Origin of the sequence: Lentzea indica, from assembly GCF_012184385.1 — a bacterium.
GTDB lineage: Bacteria > Actinomycetota > Actinomycetes > Mycobacteriales > Pseudonocardiaceae > Lentzea > Lentzea indica.
The window spans coordinates 62326-75119 of the sequence record NZ_VSRL01000002.1 but is presented as its reverse complement, the minus strand read 5'-3'; the positions used below and the strand labels follow the sequence as shown (position 1 = coordinate 75119).

The window sequence follows — 12794 nt, the reverse complement described above, 5'->3', positions numbered from 1 at the left end:
TCCCGCGGAAGCGCAACCCGCGAGAGAGAAGACCACGTGATCACCACCGTCCAGCGAAACCGGCCGCGTCTTCATCGCGCCTGGCTGGTGGCTGCCGTGACCCTGCTGGCGCTGGTCGCGGCGGCGGCCTTCCGCTCCACGACCGGCGCTCTGTTCGAGCCCATCGAGACGGAGTTCGGGTGGAGCCGCGCCCAGCTGTCCGGAGCGGTGACGCTCAACCTCGTCGTCTACGGCCTGGTGGCCCCGTTCGCCGCGGTGTTGCTCGAGCGGTTGCGGCCGCGCGTGGTGATCGCTCTTGCGCTGGCCTTCGTGGCCGCCGGAAGCGGACTGACCGCGGTGATGACCGAGGTCTGGCAGTTGTGGGTGCTGTGGGGAGGTTTCGTCGGGGCGGGCACCGGTGTGATGGCCCTGGTCTTCGGTGCGTCGGTGGCCAACCGCTGGTTCGCCCGTCACCGCGGGCTGGTCATGGGGATCTTCTCCGCCGCCAACGCCTGTGGCCAGCTGGCCTTCCTGCCCGCCATCGTCCACCTGACCGAGCACCACGGCTGGCGCGCCGCGTCGCTGCTGGTGGCGGTCTTCGCCGTGGCAATCATCCCCCTGCTGTTCTGGCCGTTCGCCAACAGCCCCACCGAGGTCGGGCTCGCACCCTACGGCGCCGACGCTGCGGTGCCCGCGGTCGAACCGCCTCCGGTGACGCGCAACGCAGTGGCGGAGACCTTGGACGTGCTGCGTGAGGCGATGCGGTCCCGTGCGTTCTGGATTCTGGCGCTCACCTTCGCCGTGTGCGGCTGGTCCACCAACGGCCTGATCCAGACCCATTTCCTGCCCGCCGCGCACGACCACGGCATGCCCGCCGGCACCGCCGCCGAACTGCTGGCGCTGATCGGCATCTTCGACGTGATCGGCACCGTCGCCTCCGGATGGCTGACCGACCGCGTGCGCCCGTGGATCCTGTTGGTCGCGTACTACGGGTTTCGCGGAGTGTCGCTGCTGACCGTGCACAGCCTGCTCGGCCCCTCGGTGCAGCCGTCCCTGTGGATCTTCATCGTGTTCTACGGCCTGGACTGGGTGGCCACCGTTCCACCCACCGTCGCGCTCTGCCGGCAGTACTTCGGCCCGCAGCGTGCCACCACCGTCTTCGGCTGGGTGTTCGCCGCCCACATGATCGGCGCCGGGGCGGGAGCGATGGCAGCCGGTCTGGCCAGGGAAAGCTCAGGCAGCTACCTGGCCGCCTGGATCACCGCCGCCACACTGTGCTTCGTGGCCGCAGCCAGCCTGTTCCTCCTCCCCGCCGCACGACCGGAAACCGCTGATCCGCGTGAACGAAAGGTCTGAACAGTGAGGATTTCGCGCCGTGCGCAGGCGGTCGCCCCGTTCTACGCGATGGAGTTCGGCAAGCGGGCCGCGACACTGGAGTCCCAGGGGCACCACGTCGTCAAACTCAGCATCGGCGAACCGGACTTCGGAGCGCCCCCTGCCGTGCTGAACGCGATGGGCGGGCTCATGGACGGAACGCCCATGCCGTACACGGCGGCGCTCGGGCTGCCCGCGTTGAGGCAGGCGATCGCCGGGTTCTACCGAGAGGTGCATGGGGTCGAGGTCGACCCGGCCAGGGTTGTCGTGACCGCAGGCGCCTCGGCCGCCTTGGTGCTGGCCGCGGCGGCCCTCGTCGACGAGGGCGACGAGGTGGTCATCGGGGATCCGTCGTACCCGTGCAACCGCCAGATCGTCGAGAGTTTCGGTGCACGCGTCACGCTCGTGCCCACCACAGCCGACACCCGGTTCCAGTTGGACTCGGCATCGGTGCGGTCGCATTGGACGGACCGGACCCGCGGCGTCATGATCGCCACCCCGTCGAACCCGACGGGCACCTCCGTGCTGGCGGCCGAGCTCGCGGCGATCTGCGCGTTCGCCCGAGACCGTGGCGCGTGGCGCATTGTCGACGAGATCTACCTCGATCTGAGCGATCACCAGGGCGGGCCACCGCGCAGCGTGCTGTCGACCGATCCGGACGCCTTCGTGGTCAACAGCTTCTCGAAGTACTTCGGCATGACCGGCTGGAGACTCGGATGGTGCGTCGTCCCGGAGGAACTGGTGCCTGTGCTGGAACGCTTGGCGCAGAACTACTTCCTCTGCCCATCCACACCCGCTCAGCACGCCGCGCTCGCGTGTTTCACACCCGAGTCGCTGGCAGTCTGCGAACAGCGCAGGGTCGAGTTCGCCGAGCGGCGCGCCCTCGTCCTGGACGGTCTGGCGCGGATCGGACTACCGGTCCCGGTCCCGCCCGATGGCGCGTTCTACGTCTACTTCGACGTCAGCCACACCGGACTCAGCTCGTGGCAGTTCTGCGAGAGGGCGCTGGCCGAGGCGCACGTCGCCCTCACCCCGGGCAGGGATTTCGGCCGGCACACCGCCGAAACCCATGTACGACTGTCCTATGCGGCGTCACCGGGCGTTCTCGAGGAGGGAATCGCGCGGCTGGGGAAGTTCATGGCCACCCTGCACTGATCCCGTTCGAGATGGAGGGACTCCGATGAGCTGGACGATCGAGCGGCGCGGGCGCGTCGCTGTGGTGACGATGACGACCAACCCGGTCAACGCTCAGAACCGCGCGTTCTTCGCCGACCTGCACGACGCGTTCGACCGGCTCGAACGCGACCACGCAGAGTCCCCGGTAGTGCTGACCGGCACCGGCGCCAGGTTCTCCGCCGGACTCGACCTGGGCGAGCACTTCCCGCTCTTCGCCGGGGACCGCGCGGCCGTCGCGTCCTGGTTCCGCGAGTATCGGGCCACGAACATGCGCCTGTTCACCTATCCGCGTCCGACGGTGGCCGCGGTGAACGGGCACGCGTTCGCCGGCGGCCTGATCACCGCCGCCGTGTGCGACCACCGAGTGGCCGTCGCCGACCATGCGCGGTTCGGGCTCAACGAAGTGCCGATCGGGATCCCGATGCCCGCGGTGTACGTCCGGATGCTCGCCTACGCCTGGGGCGAACCGATCGCGGCCCGCACCTGTCTGCTCGGCGAGACCTTCTCCCCGGCACAGGCGCACGCGTTGGGCATGGTGCACGACCTGGCACCGGCCGACGAGTTGCTGGACCGGGCGGTTGCGATCGCGGAGCTGACCCCCGAGGACTGCCTCGGTCAGTACGCGTTCACCAAACGGGCGTGCCAGGCCGCCGCCCTGCGCGACATCGCCGAACTCGCCGACCCGCTCGACGACGAGCTGCCCGACGGCATGACCAGCGACCAGGCCCGGCACGCGCACCGCCGCTACTGGCAGCAGCTGAAAGGCTCGCCGGCATCGTGGTAGCGCTACCCGCTTGGGCGACGTGGTGGCGCAGACCGTTTCCCGACGCCAACCTGCTGTTGCTGCACGGCCGACAACCGGCCCTTGTGGACAGTGGCTTCGTGGGCCACGCCGAGGAGACCTTCGAGTGGGTTCGCGCACACACCGCGCGCCTCAGTTTGGTCGTGAACACCCACTGGCACTCCGACCACGTCGGCGGAAACGCGCGCCTGCAGTCGACGGGCGCCGCGATCGCCGCCGCTACTCCGGACGCACAGGCACTCGCCCGGCGCGACCCCGGCTGCTGCGCGGCGGAGTATCTCGACCAGCCGGTCGCCCCGTACACCGTCGACACACCACTGCACGACGGGCAGATTCTCCGGCTCGGTGACGCCGACTGGGAGGTTGTCGCCACGCCGGGGCACACGCCCGGCCACCTGTCGCTGTGGCAACCGGAGGAGCGCCTGCTCGTGGTCGGAGACGCACTGTCGGACTACGACGTAGGCTGGGTGAACCTCGCGCTCGACGGGCCTGACGCGGCCACCACCGCACTCGCGTCCCTGCATCGGCTGGCCGACCTCGCCCCGCGCGTGCTGCTGCCTTCGCACGGGCCGATCCCCGCCGACCCCGGCGCGGCGTTCGTCACCGCGCTGCGTCGAGCCGAGCGTCTCGTAGCTGACCCGGCCGGCGCGGTCTGGTACGGCGCACGCCGCATTTTCGCGTTCGCACTGATGATCCGCGACGGCATTCCCGCCGACGAGGTCGAGAGCTATCTGCACGCCCGAGCGTGGCTGACCGACGCGGCACGGTTGCTGGGCAGGACGTCCGAGGCCCTCGCCGTCGAACTGGTCGACACGATGCTCCGCAGCGGCGCAATCGTCCTGCGTGACAACCGCTTGCACGCTGCCGCCGAACACGCGCCGATTGCACCACAAACGCTGCAGATGCCGTTCCCTCGAAGATGGCAGGCGGCGGCCGCCTCCGACCGTCCATAACGGATGATGGCCACCCGCACCCGCCCGGCCCGGTGCGGCCGCGGAGGTGGCGCGCGCCGTGTCGGTGCTACCGGAAGCGGAGTTCGTCGCGATCACCTCCGGCCAGGCCGACGTGTACGGCGTCTTGCAACCAGCCGCACGTGACCAGACCGCGGAGCTGATCACCGAACGCGTGGGAGGTATTCCCGGGATCGTGTCCACTCGTGCCGACATCGCGCTGCGCTCCTATGCCTCTGCGGCCACCTGGCGGCTCGGCCGGCTCACTCCTGAGCAGGAAGCCCGGTTGCGTGCGGAGAGCCCGGCCGTCCAGGGCGTCGCAGGGGTGCGGCTCGGCGACGATGAACTGCGGGTGGCGCGCATGATGCAGCAGGACGGGCGCGCCAGCGCCGCCGACATCGCCCGGCGCCTGGAGTTGAGCCAGTCCACCGCCTACCGGATCACCCAGTACCTGCTGGAGCACGGCATCGTGACACCACGCGTGGAGATCGAACCGGCGGTGCTCGGGTTTCCGCTGGAGGCGGTGATCTCGCTGACGACCGAGCTGCGCTCGATCACCGGCATCGCCACCGAACTCGGCCGTCATCCCACCGCGCGCTTCGTGTCCACAGTGGCCGGTACGCCTTCGGCGATCTACTACGGGGCGTTCCGCGACGAGGAGCACTTGGCGAACCTGCTCACCGGCGACCTGGCCTCGTTCGACGGCATCAAGGCCGTCCACATCTCGGCCGTCCTCCGCGTACTGACCCGCTCCTGGCTGCCCCGCGACGGTGTCCGGCTCGCGTAGTGCGGCTGTTCGGGCCGCGTGACAGCAAGAGCCGACTCCTGCCGGGCCGCGCCACCGGCTCTCACCGCGCCCGGCACGCTCGTGTCGTGGCCGCGTTCAGCAGGGTCCGTGCGCGACCTCGACCGCTTGTTCACCTGAAGAGGGGCCGGAGAATGAGTGCGGAAAAGCAAAGAAGCAGGTCGAGACGAATCTCGACCTGCTTCTTCGGAGTGCACCGCCAGGGACTTGAACCCCGGACCCGCTGATTAAGAGTCCTCGGGTCGACCCTGGTGGAGGTCTCGGGTAATGCCAGCGAGTGCCGTTACCGCACGTCACATGCAGGATCCGGAAGCATCGCCTGCCGCCCGGTGTCAGTCGGTGTCGTCGCAGGTCAGGGTTCTTGGGCCCTTTTCGGGCTCGCAGGCAGGGGATTTCGAAGGACGTGTCGGCAACGTTCTGAGTCTCGTGCTGCGCTTGGGAGTGCCGCGTACTTAGTCGGGCTGACGAGCGGTGCCGGGCCGATCGGCTGGTTCGCGCCCGCGAGCGCATGGCCCAGTCACTGGGCATGGGACACCTCAAGATGGCCGGAGTCATGCCCTGCGGCCACAACGGAAAGCTCATGCCCGAGCGGATGTACTACGTCGACGACTCGCACGCGACCTTCGAGGGAGCCGACCTCGGAACCGCGGTCCGCTTGAAGGACAACCCGATGATCGGCGGCGTCGCCCTGCCTTCCCGCGGCGTCCTCGCCATGGGCCAGGCAACATGGGAGATCCTCGATCGTGAGGAGCACGAGCGCACCCTGCGGGAAGTCAGCGGTCCCACGTCACCGGAAGTGCGGTAAGCCCACCGGTCAGCACGTCTTTCCGGACCGTCAGGCCCTCCGCGGGAACGGCCAGGCGCATGGTGGGGAAGCATGAGATCAGTTGGGAGAACACGGCTTGCAGTTCCATGCGGGCCAGTGGGGCGCCGATGCAGTAGCGCAGGCCGTGCCCGAAGGTGAGGTGGGCGGCCTGGCGGGTGATGTCGACGCGGTCCGGCTCGGCGAAGACGGCCGGGTCGTGGTTGGCGGCGCCGTTGTCGAGCAGGACGAGGTCGCCGACGCTGATGCCGACGCCGTCGATCTCCATGTCGGTGCGGGCGTAGCGGGGGATCCCGCCGCCGCCCTTGCCGGGCGCGCGAAGGATCTCCTCGACGGCGTTCGGGGTGAGGCCGGGGTCGTCGTGCAGGGCGTTCCATTGATCGGGGTTGGCCAACAGGAGCAGCGTGCCCATGCCGATCTGGACCACGGTCGTCTCGTGGCCGGCGAACAGCAGTGCCATGGAAAGCATGGCGGCTTCCTCGGTGGAGACGCCGTCGGTCGCGCACAGGCGTGAGATCACGTCGTCGCCCGGCTCTTGCCGCTTGGCCTCAACGAGGCGCATGCCGTAGCCGAACAGGTTGCCGAGACCTTGTTCGGAGATGCTGCGGTCGTTGATGTTCGCAGCGGCCTCGGTCCAGGCGCGGAACTGGTCGCGGTCGTCGTAGGGCACGCCGAGCAGCTCGCAGATCACGAGGATCGGCAGCGGGACCGCGACCGCGGCGTGCAGGTCGGCTGGAGTCTCTGAGGTGGCCAGTTGATCGAGCAGTTGTGCGGTCAGTGCGTCGATGCGGGGACGCAGTGCGCGCATGTGTTTGGGGGAGAAGTGTGGTTGCAGCAGTGCGCGCATGCGGGCGTGGTCGGCGTGCTCGGTGACGAAGTCTCCCAGCGGGCCGCCGAACAGGGCGGATTCGCCGGTGCGTGCCGCGTTCTGCGGGTCAGGGTGCGATCTGCCGAGCCGGTCGTCGCCGAGTAGCTCGCGCACGTGGGCGTAGTCGGTGACCAGCCACGCGTCGTGGCCCACCGCGGTGCGGACCCGGTGGACCGCGCCCTGGGACTGAAGTACGCGCAGTCGCGGAGGAACCTGCAGCGGCTGGGGCTGCTCGAACGGCAGTTGAGCAGGAGAAACCATGACGTGTGCCCCCTTGTTCAAGTCATCTTGTATAAGTTGACTTAAACAAAGCTACTTGTTTAGTCTGATCTAAACAAGTGGAGGTAACAGTGGCGGCGGGCCCTCAGAACGTGCGGCGCATGCCGCGTGCTCAACGACGAGAGCAGATCTTGGACGCCGCGACCCGCGCGTTCGCCCGTACCGGATACGTGGCGACCGGACTTGACGGAGTGACAGCCGAAGCCGGGGTCACCTCTGTGTTGTTGTACCGGCACTTCGACTCGAAGGCCGACCTGTACAGAGCTGTGCTCGACAGGGCGTGTGCCCGGCTTGAGGCAACGGTCGGCTCCAGTGACTTCGACGAGGGCAGCATCTCTGCGCTGCTGCGCGCTGCCGCCGAAGATCCGGACGGGTTCCGGTTGCTGTTCAGGCATGCCGCGCGAGAGCCGGACTTCCGCGACGTGGTCGACGGAATCCGTGCGATGTCGGCGGAGGTCACCCGGCGCGAGCTGGCCGCGGTGATTCCGGAAGGTCCATGGCTGGACTGGGCGGTGCAGTACGTGCCGACAGTCACCCTCGAGGCTGTGATCGCCTGGCTCGACGCCGGTCAGCCCGATCCGGATCAGGCCGCTGATCGCATCGCCTTGGTGGTGCACAGTGCCATCCGGGCGGCAAACAGTGTTGACTGACCCGGTCGGTCATTTATGCTGGGCGGGTGCCACGCACTCGTTCAGCGGACATGTTTCCGAAGCTCGTCTCAGCTGCGGCCGAGACGTTCATCGCGCAGGGCTTTCAACGGACCCAGATGCAGGACGTCGCCGACGCGCTGGGGGTGGCGAAGGGCACCGTCTACGGCTACGTCGAGAACAAGGACGCGCTGCTCGGGGCCGCGCTGCGGTTTGCCGACGGTGTGGAGCCGCTGCCCGAGGTGACCGACCTGCCGGTCCGTGCGCCCGCGGATGGCGAGCTGGCCGCGATGGTGGCCGAGCGGCTGCGGGGCGAGGTCGAGCAGTTGCGGCTGGTCGAGGCGTTGTCGAAACGACGGCGTGGCCCGCTCGCTGTGGAGCTGAGCGAGATCATCACGAACCTGTACGAGATGCTGTCCCGGCATCGGGTCAGCATCAAGCTGGTCGACCGCTGCGCCCCCGAGTTGCCGGAGCTGGCCGACGTCTGGTTCGGCCAGGGCCGCTCGGGTCTCGTTGTGGTGCTGACCGAGTATCTCCAGCGGCGCAAGGCGTTGCGGCTGCCCGGACCAGCGCCGCTGGTCGCTCGCACGATCTTGGAGACCTGCGTGTTGTGGGCGGTGCACCTGCACTGGGATCCCGCCCGGCAAGAGCCTCAGGACACCGCTGCCGTTCCATCCACGCTGGCAGGCCTGCTCACGCGTGGACTGCTGCCGGAAGGGTCATCGACATGAGCAAGAAGCTCAGCAACGAAGGTCTCCGTGAGGTGTGGGATCGTTACGCGCCGCGCTACGACCGCGACATCGGGTTCTTCGAACGCATCCAGTTCAGCGGCGGCCGCGAATGGGTGTGCCCGCAGGCGACCGGTGACGTGCTGGAGGTGGCGATCGGTACCGGCCTCAACCTCCCGCATTACCCGGCGGACGTCAGGCTGACCGGTCTGGACCTCAGTCCGGCCATGCTGGGCATCGCCCGCACTCGCGCGGCCGAGCTCGGGCGTGAAGTCGAGTTGTGCGAGGGAGACGCGCAGGCGTTGCCGTTCCCGGACGAGTCGTTCGACACCGTGGTCTGCACGCTCGGCCTGTGCGGTGTTCCGGACGAGCGCGCGGCGATCGCGGAGATGCACCGCGTGCTGCGGCCTGGTGGGAAGCTGCTGTTGCTCGACCACGTGGGCAGCCAGCACCGTGTCGTCCACTTCGTACAGTCGCTGCTGGAGAAGCTGAGCGTGCGGATGTGCGGCGACTACCAGACCCGGCGGCCGTTGCCGTTGGTGGAGCAGGCCGGTTTCGTGGTGCAGCGGCAGGAACGGCTCAAGCTCGGCATGGTCGAGCGGGTGGCGGCGGTCAAGGCCTGAGCCGCTGTTCCAGCAGTGCCTGCTCGGCGGGGTTGACGGTCAGCTCCAACGCGCGCTGATCTGCCTCGCGTGCCTCGTCGTCGCGGCCGAGGTCGCGGAGTAGTTCAGCGCGCGTGGCATGGTAGAGGTGGTAGCGGTCCAGGCCGAGGGAATCCAGCTCGGCCAACGCTTTCTCCGCGCTGGCGGCGTACCGGAGCGCGATCGCGCGGTGCAGCCGGGTCACCGGGGACGGCGAGAGGCACAGCAGCATGTCGTAGAGGATCACGATCTGCGGCCAGTCGGTGTCCTCCCAGGACTTTGCCTCCGCGTGGCACGCGACGATCGCCGCCTGGAGTTGATACGGGCCTGGTCGGCGATGGCGGGCAGCGCGGGTCAACAACTCCACGGCCTCGCCGATCATCTGGTGGTCCCACCGTGACCGGTCCTGATCCTGCAGCTGCACGAGGTTGCCATCGGGGGAGAAGCGGGCGTGCGCGCGGGCGCGGTGCAGTCGGATCAGGGCGAGCAGTCCGGCGATCTCGGGCTCGCGCGGCATCAGCGCATGCAACAACAAGGCGAGCCAGTCAGCGTCGGCCACGAGGTCGTGTGACTGCACGCGGTCCGCGCTGCTGGACAGGTAGCCCTCGTTGAACATCAGGTAGACCACGTGCAGCACCTGAGCGAGCCGCTCGCCGAGTTCCTCGGGTGCGGGAATCCGGTAGGGGATGCCCGCGTCGGTGATCTTGCGTTTGGCGCGGGTCAACCGTTGCGCCACCGTGGTTTCCGGCACGAGGAACGCGCGGGCGATCTGCGCGGTGGTCAGCCCGCACACCACCCGCAACGTCAGCGCGATCTGCGCCTCGCGGGACAACGCGGGGTGGCAGCAGGTGAAGATCAGCCGCAGCCGGTCGTCCGGCTCGGGCTGCACGGGCCACTGCAGCTGGGCGAGCTTCTCCCGGTAACGGGCCTGGCGGCGCAGCACGTCCAGCCCGCGGTTCTTGGCGACGGTGAACAGCCACGCGTCCGGACGGTCGGGCACGCCTTCGACCGGCCAGCGGCGCAGCGCCGTCTCCACCGCGTCGGCGACGAGGTCCTCGGCGGCGGAGAAGTCGCCCAGCAGCGACACCAGCGACGCGGCCAGCCGGCCCGCGTGCTCACGTACCACGCGGGCCAGTACCGCGTCCGGTGAGGTCACATCAAGACCGGTCGGATTTCCACCAGCGGGCAGGCGGGCCAGGTCCTGGCCATGCGCAGCGCCTCGTCGAGGTCGGCGACCTCGACCTCGACGTAGCCGCTGACCACTTCCTTGCCCTCGATGAACGGGCCGTCGGTGACGATCGGCTCGCCGTTCTCCAGCCGCACGGTGGTCGCGGTCTCCGGGCCGGCGAGCTTGCGGTTGTGCGTGATCTTGTCCGCGTGCTCGGCCATCCACTGCTGGACCTTGGCGAAGCCCGCGTCACGCTCGGCCTGGTCCATCGCCTCCCAGTCCTTCTCCCACTGCTCGGTCTCGCAGAACATCAGCACGTACTTCATGCTCGACACCTCCTGACCAGAAGACGATCGGCGCCGAGCCTGCCACGACATCGGCCGCGAGGAATTTCCATCAGCGTTGCGGGACGGCGCGACGTCCGCGTCGAGCTGCGCAGCGCGGCGCCGACGGCCGCGGCGGCGGTGATCTCGAAGATCTCGTCCTCGCTGAGCCCGGAGGCTTTCAGATCGGCGATGTCGGTGTCGGCTACCCGGTACGACGAGTCGCGGACCTTCGCGGCGTAGGCCGCCCACGGCGCGTCGGCAGGATCACCGCCGGCGGCGGCGCGGCGTGCCGCGGGGTCGGTCTTGCCGGGTGAGTCGAACACCGCCGTGCGCAGGTTGGTGACCAGCCGTTCGTGACGATCACCGGTTGCGGCGCCACTGGTGCCGCCGGTGAGGAAGCCGGGAAAGCGGTAGCCGAAGCGGTGCAGCGACTGGGTTCCCTTGGCGAGTTGCTCCTCGGAGTGCAGCTGGAAGCCAAACGCGTTGGCCAGGCGGTTGACGATGTTCCAGACGAGGTTGACGTGCAGCGCGTCCAGCACCGCCTCGCGCCCAACACCCTGCGGGACGTCGGCCGCGCTCACATCGTCCGGCGCGGTGGTGACCGTCTCCAGCAGGGCCAGGACCGCGGTGAGCTCGGGACGCGCCGAGCCGGGATCGGCCGCGTCGATCTCACCGTCCGAGGCGATCCTGGTCATCTCGGTGTGGCTCTCGATGCAGAACGGGCACCGCAGCAGCTGGGCGGTGAACATCGCCATGTACTCGCGCTCACCGGCGGTCCAGAACGACGGGCCGCGCATCATCTCGGCGGACAGGTCGAGCAGCGGCGCGCCGAGGAACTCCGGCCGGTACAGCAACGTCTTCGGCACGTCGGACATCGGCACCCGCGAGGTCAGCTCCGCGAAGGAGAAGAACAGCCGGACGCGCAGCCGGTGCCCATGGTCCAGCACGTCGAGTCGCATCACACACCTCCGCCAGATCGCTCATCCCATCCAGTAGAAGACGATCGAACCCCACCAGAACTCGACACGCCCGGTCAGAAAGTCAGACCTTGAGCCGGGGACGGACGACGACCAGCGGCACGAGAGCGAGCGCGATGATGCCGCCCGCGAACGACAAGGCGGGGTAGCTGCTGCTCGCGACGACGAAACCGGAGGCCATGCCACCGGTCGCACCGGCTACGGCGATGGCCATGTCGATGCGGCCCTGCACGGTGGCGCGGGTTTCGAGCGGCACGGCGTCGGTGATGAGCGCGGTCCCGCTGACCAGCCCGAGGTTCCAGCCCAGCCCGAGCAGCCCGAGCGCGAGGGTCAGCAACGGAGTGGACTCGGCCGGTGCGAGCCCTGCCACCAGCCCGGCCGCGAGCAGGGTGATTCCGGAGGCGGCGACGACGGGCAACCTGCCGATCCTGTCCACGAGCCAGCCGCTGAGCGGTGAGGGCAGGTACATGCCGGCCACGTGCACGGCGATGACGAACCCGGTGGCCGCGAGGCCGTGACCGTGCAGGCGCATGTGCACCGGGGTCATGGTCATGATCGCGATCATCACCAGCTGGATGACCACCATGGTGGTCGTGCCGATCAGCAGCAGCCGCGCGTCGCCGCGGGAGTCGCGGCTGGCCACGGGGATCGCGGGCAGGGACCTGGCGGTGAGAAGTGGATCGGGTCGCAGCAGTACCCACAGCACGATGGCGGCCGCGGTGTAGGCGAAGACCGCGAGGATGAACGGTCCAGCGAGCGCCGGGACGTGCCAGCTCGTGGCCAGTTCGCCGGTCGCCGTGACGAGGTTGGGTCCGAGCACCGCGCCGAGCGTGGTGGCGACGAGCACCGTGCTCACCGCGCGTCCTCGGCGTTGCGGGGCGGCGAGGTCGGCGCCGGCGTAGCGGGCTTGGAGGTTGGTCGCGCTGCCCGCGCCGTAGACGAACAACGCGACGAACAGCAGAACGGCGTTATCGGTGGCGGCAGCGATGACGACGCCGAGCGCACCCACGGCGCCGGTGAGGTAGCCGCCGGCGAGACCGGCGCGTCTGCCGCGCAGGCTGGAGACGCGGGCGATCAGCAGAGCCGCGAGGGCGGAGCCGATGGTGAACAGTGCCGCGGGTAAACCTGCCGCGCTGGTGGCGCCGAGCATGTCCTGGGCGAGCAGCGCGCCGACGGTGATGCCCGCGGCCAGGCCGGCGCCGCTGAGGATCTGGGCTGCGACGAGCACTGTCAGGATGCGTCTTTGGGCAG

General features: G+C 69.1%; 14 protein-coding genes. 9 read left to right on the top strand and 5 right to left on the bottom strand.

Features of this window, described 5'->3' with window-relative positions:
* The first annotated feature begins 36 nt into the window (after window positions 1-36).
* The 6 genes from FXN61_RS01100 (at window position 37) to FXN61_RS01075 (ending at window position 5891) form a co-directional block, all read left to right on the top strand.
* Entirely contained in the window at window positions 37-1335 is a 1299-nt protein-coding gene (locus tag FXN61_RS01100; protein WP_312877470.1) for an MFS transporter, read from the top strand.
* 3 nt (window positions 1336-1338) lie between these two features.
* Window positions 1339-2508 (top strand): pyridoxal phosphate-dependent aminotransferase, encoded by a 1170-nt coding sequence (locus tag FXN61_RS01095; protein ID WP_167969374.1) that lies wholly within the window; start codon window positions 1339-1341, stop codon window positions 2506-2508.
* Window positions 2509-2533: 25 nt separating this feature from the next.
* Window positions 2534-3313, top strand: coding sequence for an enoyl-CoA hydratase/isomerase family protein (locus FXN61_RS01090; RefSeq protein ID WP_167969373.1), 780 nt, complete (start codon window positions 2534-2536; stop codon window positions 3311-3313).
* Entirely contained in the window at window positions 3307-4284 is a 978-nt protein-coding gene (locus tag FXN61_RS01085) for an MBL fold metallo-hydrolase (RefSeq protein WP_167969371.1), read from the top strand. Before FXN61_RS01090 ends, FXN61_RS01085 begins: the two co-directional genes overlap by 7 nt.
* 58 nt (window positions 4285-4342) lie before the next feature.
* A complete protein-coding gene (locus FXN61_RS55020; protein ID WP_167969369.1) occupies window positions 4343-5068 on the top strand; it encodes an Lrp/AsnC family transcriptional regulator in 726 nt (241 codons plus the stop codon).
* 526 nt (window positions 5069-5594) lie between these two features.
* Window positions 5595-5891 carry a hypothetical protein gene (locus FXN61_RS01075; RefSeq protein WP_167969367.1) on the top strand — a complete coding sequence of 99 codons (297 nt, stop codon included), beginning with the start codon at window positions 5595-5597 and terminating at the stop codon, window positions 5889-5891.
* Here the strand turns inward: FXN61_RS01075 and FXN61_RS01070 are convergent.
* Entirely contained in the window at window positions 5860-7038 is a 1179-nt protein-coding gene (locus FXN61_RS01070) for a cytochrome P450 (RefSeq protein ID WP_167969365.1), read from the bottom strand. The two genes, FXN61_RS01075 and FXN61_RS01070, sit on opposite strands and share 32 nt — an antisense overlap.
* Before the next feature lie 89 nt (window positions 7039-7127).
* Here FXN61_RS01070 and FXN61_RS01065 point away from each other — a divergent pair, with 89 nt between their 5' ends.
* From FXN61_RS01065 to FXN61_RS01055, 3 genes are read left to right on the top strand one after another with little or no spacing between them, the layout of a single operon-like run.
* Complete coding sequence (locus FXN61_RS01065) at window positions 7128-7706, top strand: TetR/AcrR family transcriptional regulator (protein WP_312877469.1); 579 nt, start codon at window positions 7128-7130, stop codon at window positions 7704-7706.
* Between the two features lie 50 nt (window positions 7707-7756).
* The gene (locus FXN61_RS01060; protein ID WP_167969363.1) at window positions 7757-8434 is read left to right on the top strand and encodes a TetR/AcrR family transcriptional regulator; all 678 of its coding nucleotides are present in this window, start codon (window positions 7757-7759) and stop codon (window positions 8432-8434) included.
* Window positions 8431-9054, top strand: coding sequence for a class I SAM-dependent methyltransferase (locus tag FXN61_RS01055; RefSeq protein ID WP_167969361.1), 624 nt, complete (start codon window positions 8431-8433; stop codon window positions 9052-9054). The genes FXN61_RS01060 and FXN61_RS01055 overlap by 4 nt, the downstream gene beginning before the upstream one ends.
* On the opposite strand, the gene FXN61_RS01050 is transcribed toward FXN61_RS01055, so the two are convergent.
* The 4 genes from FXN61_RS01050 to FXN61_RS01035 all read right to left on the bottom strand — a co-directional run bounded on the left by FXN61_RS01050 (window position 9044) and on the right by FXN61_RS01035 (window position 12771).
* Complete coding sequence (locus FXN61_RS01050) at window positions 9044-10228, bottom strand: RNA polymerase sigma factor (RefSeq protein ID WP_167969359.1); 1185 nt, start codon at window positions 10226-10228, stop codon at window positions 9044-9046. The two genes, FXN61_RS01055 and FXN61_RS01050, sit on opposite strands and share 11 nt — an antisense overlap.
* Window positions 10225-10566 (bottom strand): YciI family protein, encoded by a 342-nt coding sequence (locus FXN61_RS01045; protein WP_167969357.1) that lies wholly within the window; start codon window positions 10564-10566, stop codon window positions 10225-10227. The genes FXN61_RS01050 and FXN61_RS01045 overlap by 4 nt, the downstream gene beginning before the upstream one ends.
* Window positions 10563-11525, bottom strand: a complete 963-nt coding sequence (locus tag FXN61_RS01040; RefSeq protein ID WP_188134536.1) for a carboxymuconolactone decarboxylase family protein — start codon at window positions 11523-11525, stop codon at window positions 10563-10565. Before FXN61_RS01040 ends, FXN61_RS01045 begins: the two co-directional genes overlap by 4 nt.
* An 82-nt stretch (window positions 11526-11607) precedes the next feature.
* On the bottom strand, window positions 11608-12771 hold the full coding sequence (locus FXN61_RS01035) for an MFS transporter (RefSeq protein ID WP_167969356.1): 1164 nt from the start codon (window positions 12769-12771) through the stop codon (window positions 11608-11610).
* Between the last annotated feature and the right edge of the window lie 23 nt (window positions 12772-12794).

Excerpts from the sequence above, each read along its gene's own strand:
- FXN61_RS01090 (WP_167969373.1), top strand. The coding sequence starts at position 2,534 with ATGAGCTGGACGATCGAGCGGCGCGGGCGCGTCGCTGTGGTGACGATG.
- FXN61_RS01075 (WP_167969367.1), top strand. The coding sequence starts at position 5,595 with ATGGCCCAGTCACTGGGCATGGGACACCTCAAGATGGCCGGAGTCATG.
- FXN61_RS01070 (WP_167969365.1), bottom strand. The coding sequence starts at position 7,038 with ATGGTTTCTCCTGCTCAACTGCCGTTCGAGCAGCCCCAGCCGCTGCAG.
- FXN61_RS01060 (WP_167969363.1), top strand. The coding sequence starts at position 7,757 with ATGTTTCCGAAGCTCGTCTCAGCTGCGGCCGAGACGTTCATCGCGCAG.
- FXN61_RS01055 (WP_167969361.1), top strand. The coding sequence starts at position 8,431 with ATGAGCAAGAAGCTCAGCAACGAAGGTCTCCGTGAGGTGTGGGATCGT.
- FXN61_RS01045 (WP_167969357.1), bottom strand. The coding sequence starts at position 10,566 with ATGAAGTACGTGCTGATGTTCTGCGAGACCGAGCAGTGGGAGAAGGAC.
- FXN61_RS01040 (WP_188134536.1), bottom strand. The coding sequence starts at position 11,525 with ATGCGACTCGACGTGCTGGACCATGGGCACCGGCTGCGCGTCCGGCTG.